The 11,523-nt window shown below is 59.6% G+C and carries 9 protein-coding genes; 6 read left to right on the top strand and 3 right to left on the bottom strand.

Annotated elements, in window-relative coordinates:
• Positions 1-13: 13 nt before the first annotated feature.
• From HNR46_RS12850 to HNR46_RS12840, 3 genes are all read right to left on the bottom strand, one after another.
• Positions 14-2,161, bottom strand: coding sequence for a xanthine dehydrogenase family protein molybdopterin-binding subunit (locus HNR46_RS12850; RefSeq protein ID WP_184019434.1), 2,148 nt, complete (start codon positions 2,159-2,161; stop codon positions 14-16).
• Positions 2,158-2,616, bottom strand: coding sequence for a 2Fe-2S iron-sulfur cluster-binding protein (locus HNR46_RS12845; protein WP_184019432.1), 459 nt, complete (start codon positions 2,614-2,616; stop codon positions 2,158-2,160). Before HNR46_RS12845 ends, HNR46_RS12850 begins: the two co-directional genes overlap by 4 nt.
• A 74-nt stretch (positions 2,617-2,690) precedes the next feature.
• Entirely contained in the window at positions 2,691-3,026 is a 336-nt protein-coding gene (locus HNR46_RS12840; protein WP_184019430.1) for a hypothetical protein, read from the bottom strand.
• Positions 3,027-3,196: 170 nt separating this feature from the next.
• Between HNR46_RS12840 and HNR46_RS12835 the strand changes: the two genes are divergently transcribed.
• From HNR46_RS12835 to HNR46_RS12810, 6 genes are read left to right on the top strand one after another with little or no spacing between them, the layout of a single operon-like run.
• Complete coding sequence (locus HNR46_RS12835; protein WP_184019428.1) at positions 3,197-5,806, top strand: GtrA domain-containing protein; 2,610 nt, start codon at positions 3,197-3,199, stop codon at positions 5,804-5,806.
• Positions 5,803-6,429 (top strand): hypothetical protein, encoded by a 627-nt coding sequence (locus HNR46_RS12830; protein ID WP_184019426.1) that lies wholly within the window; start codon positions 5,803-5,805, stop codon positions 6,427-6,429. The genes HNR46_RS12835 and HNR46_RS12830 overlap by 4 nt, the downstream gene beginning before the upstream one ends.
• Positions 6,426-7,418, top strand: coding sequence for a prenyltransferase/squalene oxidase repeat-containing protein (locus HNR46_RS12825; protein ID WP_184019424.1), 993 nt, complete (start codon positions 6,426-6,428; stop codon positions 7,416-7,418). Before HNR46_RS12830 ends, HNR46_RS12825 begins: the two co-directional genes overlap by 4 nt.
• Entirely contained in the window at positions 7,415-8,848 is a 1,434-nt protein-coding gene (locus HNR46_RS12820) for a hypothetical protein (RefSeq protein WP_184019422.1), read from the top strand. The genes HNR46_RS12825 and HNR46_RS12820 overlap by 4 nt, the downstream gene beginning before the upstream one ends.
• Positions 8,845-10,158: a hypothetical protein gene (locus HNR46_RS12815; RefSeq protein WP_184019420.1), complete on the top strand. Its 1,314-nt coding sequence runs from the start codon at positions 8,845-8,847 to the stop codon at positions 10,156-10,158. Before HNR46_RS12820 ends, HNR46_RS12815 begins: the two co-directional genes overlap by 4 nt.
• Positions 10,155-11,519: a hypothetical protein gene (locus HNR46_RS12810; protein WP_184019418.1), complete on the top strand. Its 1,365-nt coding sequence runs from the start codon at positions 10,155-10,157 to the stop codon at positions 11,517-11,519. The genes HNR46_RS12815 and HNR46_RS12810 overlap by 4 nt, the downstream gene beginning before the upstream one ends.
• The last annotated feature ends 4 nt before the right edge of the window (positions 11,520-11,523 follow it).

Here is an 11,523-nt window from a genome sequence, read left to right as displayed (position 1 = left end):
ACCGAGGGGCTCCTCAAGACCAGCGAAGATCCTGCCCCTGCAAGGGAAGATCACGAACGCGTTTCCCCGTCGCGGCAAAGATCGCATTGCACACCGCCGGGGCAGTAGGAGGCAATGCAGGCTCGCCGAGTCCGGTTGGCGAAAACGGGGAGTTCACGAAAACGGATTCCACCCGCGCCGCATCCGGCATGCGCAATACTGGGTAGGCCGCAAAGGAGGCATTCGCGACCGAGCCGGCCTCGATCTTCACCTGCTGAAACCACGCCGCACTGAGGCCATCCAGCATCGATCCATGCACCTGATTCTCCGCTCCACTCGGATTGAGTACGGGCCCGACATCGACCCCCGCAATCAGTCGATCCACCGAGAGTTTACCATCCGGGCTCACCGTCACCTCGGCAACCACGGCCACGTATCCCCGATGACTGTAGTGGAAGGCAATGCCCTGACCGCTCCCCTTCGGGAGTGATCTCCCCCAGCCTGCCTTTTCCGCTGCTGCGCGCAACGCACCTTTCATCCTCAGCACGTGATACCCGTGGACTTCCTCCTGATCGCCCAAAAGCTCGAGCTTGAAATCCAAGGGATCTTTTCCGGCCGCATGGGCCATCTCGTCCAAGAATCCTTGGATGGCAAACGCGAGTCCGCAGGAACCTGGGGCCCGCCACCAACCAAGAGGCAGGTTGCTGGGCATCACGGTTTGTTCGAGTTGAAAATTCGGCACGAAATGGGCCGGAAATTCATCGCCTCCGATCCCGGCACCATTGCCCGGCCGCTGGTCACTATGGAGCCCGAAGGTCACAAAATGATCGGCCCACGACGATAGCTTGCCCTCGACATCCACGGCTCCACGGAACCGATGCCAAGCTCCCGGCCGGTAGTAATCCTGGGCCAGATCTTGCTCGCGAGTCCACGTCAACTTCACGGGAATCCCTTCGATTTGCCGAGCGATCGCTGCGCATTCGACCATCGAATCAACCATCAAGCGCCGTCCAAAACCACCCCCGATGCGAGTCAGATGGATCTTCACATTTTCCTTGGGCACGCCGAACTGCCGGGCCACTGCATCGATGGCGCTTCCCCCATTTTGAGTGGGCGCCCAGAACTCGAACTCCCCATTTCGAAACACCGCGGTGCAATTCTGGGGCTCCAACGTGTTGTGGGCCAAATGCGGATACGAATAGACCACATCCAGAGACCCCTCGGAAAACTCCGGTTGACCTCGCTCGGAGAGTCGCGCGGCACCAGCTCCTTTCATCAGCTCAGTTGCCCTAGCGGCATGCGCAGCGGAGCTTTCTTCGCCATGGCCACCATCGTCCCACTCCACTTTCAAGGCCCGCAGGGCCTTGATCGCCCTCCAGGTCGAATCGGCCACCACTGCGATTCCCGGATAAAGTCCATAGCGGTCCCCCGAGCCTTCGACTTCGAATACTTTGTGAACTCCCGGCAGGGCCGCCACCTCTGCCAGATTGGCGGATTTCACCTTCCCGCCCGATACGGGGCAGCGCAGGAAACATGCGTGGAGCATTCCGGGCTGCACTTGATCGAGGCCGAACAGGGGTTGCCCCGTCACGATCGCCCGATTGTCGACACCGCCGATGCGGCGACCCAGGATCTTGAAATCCTTCGGATCTTTCAGCACCACTGAATCCTCAGCAGGGACAGGTTGGCGGGCGGCTGAAAGTGCCAACTCACCATACGATCGTTTGCGACCACTCGCACCGTGCACCACCTCTCCCGCCTCCGCGTGGCACTCCGTAGGAGAAACTTTCCACGCCTCCGCGGCAGCCGCAATCAACATCGTTTTGGCGACCGCCCCTAGTTTCCGAAGGCGCTCGTAGCTACTCGGAACCGAGGTGCTCCCTCCCGCCGTTTGCCCGCCGTAAGCCGGATTGATGGGGGCCTGCTCCACCGTCACCATTTCCCACGGCACCTCCATCTCCTCGGCCACGATCATGGGCAGCGAGGTCTTTACCCCCTGCCCGATTTCGGGCTTGTGAGCCATGATGGTGACCCGGCCATCCGGAGTGAGGCGAATGAAGGCGCTAGGCGAGAAGTCACGAAGCTCCGGCTCGGTTTCCGCCCGCAGCCCACTCACCAAAAAAAATCCACCTCCGGCCAAAGCCGACACTTTGAAAAAGCTTCTACGATCCAGCGTGTTCATCGAGCGGCAGCAGTATGAATGGCTTCACGAATGCGAGCATAGGTGGCGCAACGGCAGAAATTCCCCGCCATGGCCTCGTCAATTTGGGAATCCTCAGGATGAGGATGGGCCTTGAGAAGCGCGGCCGCACTCATGATCTGCCCGGCCTGACAGTATCCACATTGAGCCACATCGTGCTCACACCAAGCCGCCTGCAGAGGCGTCAGCTCACCCTCCTCCGCCAAACCTTCAATGGTCGTCACCTCTGCATTCCCCACGGATTCCACCGGCAGCGTACAGGAACGCACCGCTTGGCCATTCAGGTGAATGGTGCAAGCCCCACATTGGCCGACTCCACAGCCGAACTTCGTGCCCATCAGCCCGAGTGCGTCCCGCAACACCCACAGCATGGGTGTGTCCTCCTCCACTTCGGCCTTATGCACCCCGCCGTTGATCTTCAGCTCATAGGTTTTCATCTGCTTTTCCCAGGGTCCCCGCAGCCTGCTATCGATCAGAGAAAGCTCAACGGAAATCCTCAGGAGAACAAAATTCACCCCATGCCGAGCGGTGACACGGCTCCCCAACCCAGAAAGGTGATGAAAAAGACCGCCGTCGCCCACCTTAACATCTGCCAACCCTCCACAGCCTTTCTTCCAGGAATCCAAACCAACAGCACTTGCATCAGGAATACCCCCACCATCGCCACCGCCAGGAGGGCATCCCCCCGGCCCTTGGCAACCCCATAGCCCCCCACAAAGGAGAGCAAAACTTGCCCGATCAACAATCCTAGCCTGACGGAATGCAGCATCCGTTGGCTCTTCGGCGGCAGCTCTTTGCCCAGCACGGTCTGCGAAATGCTTTCTCGAGACGCTTCGTAGGGGTTCATGGAAATCTCGAAGGGACAGCCGGAACCTTCCGCTTTCTTTCTTTTACCCGGTCAACCCCCGTTCTGCATCTTCAATCTCCTGAAAATCACGCCATCTCATTTCCGCTGGCAAACTGACCACTCCTCTGGGAGTTTGCCGCACACCCGGTTGACCCGACTTTCACCTGCCCATGCTTGAGCCGAAACCGACACGCTCCCCACTGCCGGAGTCCCTCCGTGTGCAGCTGGAGGAATACCGTCGGCAGCTCTGGCGCACGAAGATCGCCGAGGCCGTGTTTGCAGGAATCTTCGGGCTTTTGCTGTCGTTTCTGATCGTCTTCGCCATCGATCGCTTTTCGGCCACCCCTCCTATGGGTCGCTTGATCATTCTTCTCGCCGGCACCTCGCTGTCCGCGATTTTCGCACCCATTTGGCTGCACCGCTGGGTCTGGCGCCATCGCGATCATGACCAACTCGCCCGCCTCATTGCCAAAAAGCATTCCGGACTGGGCGATCGTCTTCTGGGTGTCATTGACTTAGCCAATCAGATTGAGTCCGACGACTCCCTTTCCCCGCGCCTGCGCGCCGCCGCCATGGAGGCAGTAGCGGCAGAAACCCAGCGCCGCAAACTCGACGACCTGCTCCCGCTCTCCCGTCACAAGCGCTGGTCGCTGGCGGTCATCCTGTTGTTTCTAATCGCCGGCATCGCCCTGATCGCGGTTCCGGAAGCAGGATTGAATTCCCTCAAGCGATGGCTGTTCCCCCTCTCTGAAACCCCTCGATACACATTCACCCAGCTTGAAGCCCTGCCGAGTGAACTTGCGGTTCCCGTAGGCGAAGCCTTCTCCCTTGAACTCCATTTGGCCTCGGGCAGCCGCTGGCAGCCCCCGACGGCTCGTGCTCGCTTTGCCTCCCAAGATCCGCTGGAAACGTCCCTCCACGGCCAGCGTTACCACTTCGAATTCCCCGGCCAACTTCAGCCCGGATTTCTGCGCCTCGAGGTCGGCGATGCCATCCATAAGATCTTCGTCACCCCATCCCTTCGCCCCTCGCTGATTCGCAGCCAGGCGGTGATTGAATTTCCCACCTATCTCCGGCGCGAACAAGAATCCCAGGTTCTCACCACCGGCACCGTCCGGGCCGTCGAGGGGGCCAACGTGCAACTTTCTGTTGAGGCCGACCGGGCCTTGGTGCGAGCCTCCGCCGGCCCGATTTCCGCCCTTCAGGCCGGCTCTGGAGAAGCTCCTGAACTCACGCCCTCTCAACCGATGACACTCGATGGGGCAAAGGCCACCGCACCGTCGATCGAGGTCGGCGCCACCTCTTTGAAGATCCCATTGCAATGGACGGATACCCTCGGTCTCGATGGGGCACCTGGGTTCGAACTGCGAATCGAAGCGGTTCCTGACGAAGCCCCTATCGTCTACATCGAAGGCCTCTCCGGAAACCGTGCGATGCTGCCTTCCGAAACGATCGATTTCACCGTTTCCGCAGCCGATGATTTCGGCCTCCAATCCATCGGACTGGAGTGGCAAGGAGAACCCACCCGTCCCGGAGACGCCGAATCCGCCTCGGGCGAACTCACCCTGCAACAAGGGTCACCCGATCTCACACGAGCAGGACTTCCCGTAGCCTTTTCCCCAGACACCCTCGGCATCGCCCCGCAAAAGCTCACCCTCCGGGCCTGGTCCACGGACTATCTTCCTGGTCGCACACGCACCTATTCCCAGCCGCTGACGCTCTATATTTTGACACCTGCCGAGCATGCTCAGATGCTCAAAAATCGCCTCGACCGCACCGTGGGTGAACTGGAAGACCTCGCCCGCAAGGAACGCAGTCTCTACGAGGAAAATCAGCGCATCGAACGGCTCGACGCGACTGAACTCCGGACCCCTGAAAACCTCCTGCGTCTCCAATCACAGCAGCAATTGGAAGATCGCCAAGCCGAGGCCCTCAAAGAACTCGGAGATCGAGTCGAAGAGCTTCTGAAAGACAGCGCACGCAATGACACCATCGATCCGGAAACTCTCCGTCGGATGAGTGAGATGATGGAATCGCTGCGAGAACTCGGCAACCAAGACCTCCCCGGTGTCAGCGGCAAACTCGGCGAAGCAGGTGACGCCAAGAACTCTGATGAAAAGTCCGAACGCGACATGAGCGACGCCGTCGAACGCCAGAAGGAGGCCCTTGAGAAAATTCGCAAAACCATCGAAGAGGCCAACGAAGCCAATCAACGCTTCGAGGCCAGCACCTTCGTGAGCCGACTGAAGAAAGCCGCTGGCGACCAAGAGGGCATCACCCGCACCTCCCTCGCCGGCTTCGAACGCTTCGGCCTGCGACCCGACGAACTCGACCCCGCTGAACTTGGAGAACGCGATGATCTCGTCCGCCTACAGTCGGCTACCGGCTCAGAGATCCGCTGGATTCAGGAAGACCTCGGCCATTTTTTCACCCGAACCGCCAATCCTGACTACGGCAAAGTCTTCGAAGCCATGCAGGACTCAGGGATTCAGATCGAACTGGAGAACATCCGCCAACAAATCGAGCGCAACCAAGGTTACCTCGCCGCTTCGTCGTCTCACCAATGGTCCGATCAACTGCGCGAATGGGCCAAAATGTTGGAAGGCGCCTCCAACGAGGCCGGGGGTGGAGGAGGCGGTGGTGGTGGCGGCGGATCTGACGAAGACGAAGATTTCGAGTTCATGCTGCGGGTCATGCGCATGGTGCAGGAAGAGCAAGACCTGCGGGCAAGGACCCGAGCTCTGGAAACACTGCGGCGAGCGAAGGAGGAAAACCCATGAGATGCATCTATTGGATTCTGGCCCTCACCACCACCTGGGCCTTCGCCGAACCGGTCCCCTCCCCCTCTCACGAGGACGCCACGCTGCGCCACCAAGAGAGTTCGCAACGGCTCTCGGACCAACAGGACGAACTGGCCGCAGATGTGCAGCAATTGACCATCGAGCAAACTGCGGAGGAAGTGATCCTCCTGTTCCGCGAAGTGGAAGACGCCATGGACGAAGCCAGCGAGCGACTTTGGGAACATGAAACCGGTGGCGAAACCCTCGCGGCCCAAACCGATGTCATCGAGAAGATCTATCAAGCCGCCAAAAAACGTCAGCAACAGTCTGGCGAAGGCTCACCCGAATCGGGTGCCATGATGAAAATGTTGGAACGCATGCTCGGCATCGATGGCGAAACCGGAAAACCGCAACAGGGCAAGCAACCCTCCCAGCAAGGAGACGGCGAAGGCATGACCGGTGACTCCGACCTCGCCAATCAGAACGTCCAGGGAACCGCCAGCGGCGCTTCCGAAACCCGACGTGTGCCCAAGGGCGCCGGTGTGGCCGGAAAATCCCTGCCCGATGAATTCAGCGAGGCTCTGAAAGCCTACAACCGAGGGCTGCGGCGCCTAGAACCATGATCCCTCGCATCGTCACTCTCACCTGGATCATCGTTGCAGGAAACTCCGGCCTGTCTGCCCAAGTACTTCCAAACCGCCCTACTGATCCGATCCCCGCCCAAGTGGAATCGATGTATGAACGCGGTCTTGCCTACCTCGTCCGCACTCAAAACGAAGGGGGCTCCTGGAACGATACCATGGGCGGCGAACCTGCCGTGGTCGGCCTCTGCCTCAAAGCCTTTCTCGCCCACGGAGACGACGCCAATCACGGCCCCTACGCCGAAGCCATTCATCGCTGCGTTCGATACATCCTAGAGAATCAAAAAGACCGCAATGGATACATCGGCAACTCGATGTACAACCATGGCTTCTGTACCCTCGCCCTTGCCGAGGCTTACGGCATGGTCGATGAGCCCAAGCTCGCTCCCGCCCTTAAAAAAGCGGTCGATCTCATTCTCAATGCCCAAGAACGCAACCCCGCGAGCGCTTGGCGTTATTCACCGGAAAGCCGAGATGCCGACACCACGGTCTCCGGTTGCCAACTTGTCGCCTTGCTGGGGGCCCGCAATGCCGGCATCGGCGTCCCACAGGAAGCCATCCAAAAAGGTCTCGCGTTCATGGCCCGGTGTCGCGCGGAAGACGGCTCCTACGGCTACACTTCCTCCGGCGGAGGTAAGCCCACACTGACAGCCATTGGCGTCACCTGCCTCGGCCTTGCTAAACAACGGGAGGGGAAAGGTTTTGCCAAGAGTGTCGACTACCTTGCGGAGAATCTCGACTACCGCGACCAGCATTACCCCTACTACTACGAATACTATATGTCGCAGGCGCTTTTCCAATCCAACGACCAATTGTGGGCCGAATGGAATGAGAAAAACCTTCGCTATCTTGGGGTGCTTCAACAGCCCGATGGATCATGGCCTGGAGACAAGGGAGAGGCCTTCAGCACCGCAGGTGCCCTTCTCTCCATCGCCCTCAATTACCGCTACCTCCCTATCTACGAAAAATGATTCGCCTCCTCCTGCTGCTTCCCTTGATCCTGGGCATGGCCTCCGCCGAGCCTCCGGATTTGCTGCGACTCAGCGACGGAAGCCTGGAAGGTCATTTTGGTGGCATTACGCCCGAGGGCAAGCTCCTGTGGTTGCGAGACGACGCAGACAACGGTCTTAGCTTCAATCTCGATCGGATCCAGCACGTCGCCCTGCGCGGTGCCCAACCCCAAGGGGTCACGGGTGAACTCTCCCATGTTTTCCTCACCAATGGAGATTGCCTCCCCGGCACCATCGTTTCCATGGATCGTGACCAACTGGTCATGGAATCGGCCGTTGCGGGGCAACTGACGATTCCGATATCGGCCATCGCCTCCCTCGCTCCCAACCCTTTCGGGGGACGCTTGATCTATGCCGGTCCCTTCGATGCCGAAGCCTGGGAAATCACCCTCCCCGCTTCGACCGATCCCACCCCGGAGGCTCAAGAATCCAAGACCCCAGCCTGGCAGCACTCTGGCGGAGATTGGTACTACCACGGGGGACCCGAGATTCTGCGACGCGCCCTATCGATGCCGAGGCAATCGGTCTTTCGCATGCATCTCGACTGGCGGGCCATGCCCCCCGTAATGATCGGATTCTACAGTGACTTCATGGCTCCGCCTCCCCTTGAGGGTGACGAAGAGGCTCAGCAGGCCGCGCCGCGTCCGGACTTCACCACCGCATCTTTCGGCAATTCCCTCATTCTCAACGTCCGTGGAAACTATGTTTCTCTGCAACGCTGCGGTTATGAAAAAGACGGCCGCCCGTTTTCCCGAATGATCCGAACCGACGCCTCGACCGTCCAGTTTCGGAAACGCGACGAAGCCGAACTGGAAATCCGAACTGACCTCGATGAAGGCACGGTGACCCTCTATGTCGACGGATCCTACATGATCCATTGGAATCTGGAGGAAGAAGAGAACTTTCAACCCCTCGGCGGCGGCATTGGCTTCGGTGTCCCTGGTAACCACGACTCGCTGCGAATCTCCAACCTTCTGGTCGCCGAATGGAACGGCATGCCGGACGCCGCCCGTAGCTTCGATCACGCCGATCGTGACCTTATTCTCCTCACCAATGGAACCGACCGGTTTTCCGGAGAAATCGTTTCCATTCAGGATCGTCGCATCACCCTCTCCGGTCCCTACGCCGACCTCACGATCCCCCTTCATGAAGTCGCGGAAGTCCACCTCGCCGGCCATCAGGTCGAGCCTCCGGAATCGATCGGAAATGGCAGTCTCGCTGTCTTTTTCCAACCCGTTGGGCGCATCACCGGAAAGATCCGCGAAGCGGGTCCCGACCATGCCGTGCTGGATTCCCCTCTCTTGAATCAAGTCCGCCTCGACCTCCGCGCCGCCAGCCTGTTGGAATACCAACCCGCAGGGCAATTCCTCAACCCCTGGGACGAGCCATGACTCCAAAGTTTTCCAGCCTCACTTCGGCGCTCATGGGCCTCGTCGCCATCACCGCCTCGGCAGACCAAATCCTGCTGACCGATGGCTCGCGGCTCACCGGCGAAGTCGTCACCTTGGATCGTGAGCAGCTCTCATTGCGGACCCCATTGGCCCAAGAGGATCTGGGGCTGAAACTGGAGGGTGTGCGAGAGGTCAACTTCCCTCCCCCCCCCGAGGAATGGGCCGATCAAAGCGCCCGAGTGGTCTTGATCAATGGCGATGTCTTCCCTTGCGAACTCAAGGCGATTGGCGACGAGACCATCACCGTCAACACCGCCTATTCGTCTCCGCTCGATGTCCCGCGTCGCCTTATCCGCTCCTTGCAAGTCGGCTTGCAACCACGGCGAATTCTCTATGACGGTCCTCAAGCGGGCGAGGAATGGAGCGGCCCCAGTGCATGGAGGGTCGAGAACGGTGCGCTGATTTCTCTCGGCCGGGGTCCCAGCGCCTTTGACCCGGGCTCGATTTCCTCCTCCTTCTCTCTTCAGTTCCAGCTCAAGTGGGCCCGCACCACCAATCTTGAGGTTTACTTCTGCTCCGCCAGCGAATCCCCTGGCCCCCAGAAAGAGGACCGCTATCGACTGCAAATCCGCAATCACCGGCTGCGACTCGATCGCCAGAGCTCGCGCCAAAACACTTTCGATACCCTCGGCGAGGTGCCCCTCAATCCTGCCGATTTCCCGCAGTCCACTTTTCAACTGGAGATCCGAGTCGACCGCGATCGCCACCATCTGAAAATTCAGCTCGACGATGCGGAGGTGCTCCTCGACGCCGTCGATCGCCAAGGCATCCCCGAAGGTTCGAAGATCGTGTTCAATTCCTTGATCAACGAACCCGAAGCGATGTCCGTGGGCCCGATTCTCCTCCGTGCTTGGAATCCCATCCGCGACCGCCATCCCAATGAAGAACGGGGCGATCCCACCGTCGATGCTCTCATCGACATCGATGGGCAACGCTTCGGTGGAAAGATTCTCGGATCTCAAGCGGACTCTCCATCGAACTCGGTCGAAATTCAAACCGACTTCTCCCCGAGTCCGCTTCACGTCCCCATGGACCGTGTTTCCACCCTGTTTTTCTGCCATTCCGACGAGGCCACCGGGCGCTCTCCCCTGTTGATCGGCCTTCCCGATACTGGACTCATCAGCGCCGAGTCCTGCCATTTCGAAAATCAGCAAGCCCGTATTCTCCATCCCTTGCTCGGAGAACTCACGTTCCGCCGCGAGGCGCTGCGTGCCCTCGCTCGCCGCCAGCTTCCTCCTGAAGAACCATGATTGCCTGCCTCCTCACCGCGCTGCTGGCAGGCTCCGCCGCCAGTTCGATGACCGCCGAGTTTGCCAATGGTGACATCCTCCATGGACACCTTGATGCTGTTACCGGAGATCAACTGGCTTGGTCATCCCCCCTGCTCACTCACCCCGCCCCACTCCGTCTCAAGGATCTTCAGGAAATTCGCATTCCCTCGGCCCGTGAATCCGAACTACCCGAAGGGAAACACACCGCTCGCGTCACCCTTAGCAATGGCGATTCGCTGCGCGGGGTACTTCTCGACCTCACTGCCGAATCCGTGGTTCTGAAGACGCACTATGCAGGCATCCTCACCCTTCGCCGCGACATGGTCGCCAGCCTTGATGTCCGCGACCGCGCCGCCATCCTCTACCGTGGTCCCTCCGATCTCACCGGATGGACGCAAGAGGACGATACGTGGCAAATCGACCAAGGCTCCCTCGTTTGCCAAGGGGCGGGAGAAATCCGGCGGGAGATCGGCGTGCACCCCAAAATCCGCATCGGCATCGACGTCGATTGGAACGATCGCACTGATCTCAGCATCCGCACCCACGGGCAGGCGAGCGCCCAGGGAGAACTCGAAAGCTACTACGAACTCGCCTGCCAGAATCAGTACGTCTCCTTCCGCAAACGCTTGGTGAGGGGCAACAATCGAGGTCAAATTCAACCGATCGGCAGCGCCGGCGCCGTCGAAGATCTTGGCTCCACCGGATCGGTGCACATCGAAATGCTTCAAGACATCGAGAACGGATTGTTCCGGCTGATCGTCGGCGACCAGATCGTCACCGACTGGCGAGACAACGATCCCCTCAAGCAGGACCCCGGGCCCATGCTCGAATTCGTCAGCCAACAATCCGCCGGGATCCGCATTACCCGGATTCAGATCGAAAGTTGGGATGGCGTCCTTGAAGGAGGCTTCCAAGCCCGCCAGGGATTCGGCCGACAAGAACCCGCCCCAAATCTCCCCGAAAAACCCCGCCAAGGAGAAATTCAACTTCGCAATGGCGACACCATCGACGGCGGCATTACCCGCATCCAAGATGGACTCGCATCCATCGATGCGGATCTCAGAGATTTCCAACTCCCTGTCGACCGGCTTCGTGCCTTTCCCCTGCGCACCGAAGAGGACGCGCGGGATCCCGAAAAATTTTGGCGTCCCATCCGCCGCAATGGCGACATTCGGGCCTACTTCGCCGACGGAGGCTGTGTGACCTTCAAACTGGAAGCCCTCGAAAACGGCACATTGCGTGGGTCGTCACAGACTTTTGGCACTGCCCAATTTGATTTCAGCGTATTCTCGTCGATCCAGTTCAATCTGTACCAGAGCCCCGCCTGGTACCATCGCTGATTCC

This window comes from Haloferula luteola, from assembly GCF_014201715.1.
GTDB classification, from domain to species: Bacteria; Verrucomicrobiota; Verrucomicrobiia; order Verrucomicrobiales; family Akkermansiaceae; genus Haloferula; species Haloferula luteola.
The sequence above is the reverse complement of the archived record's forward strand: the minus strand, read 5'-3'. Positions and strand labels throughout refer to the sequence as shown.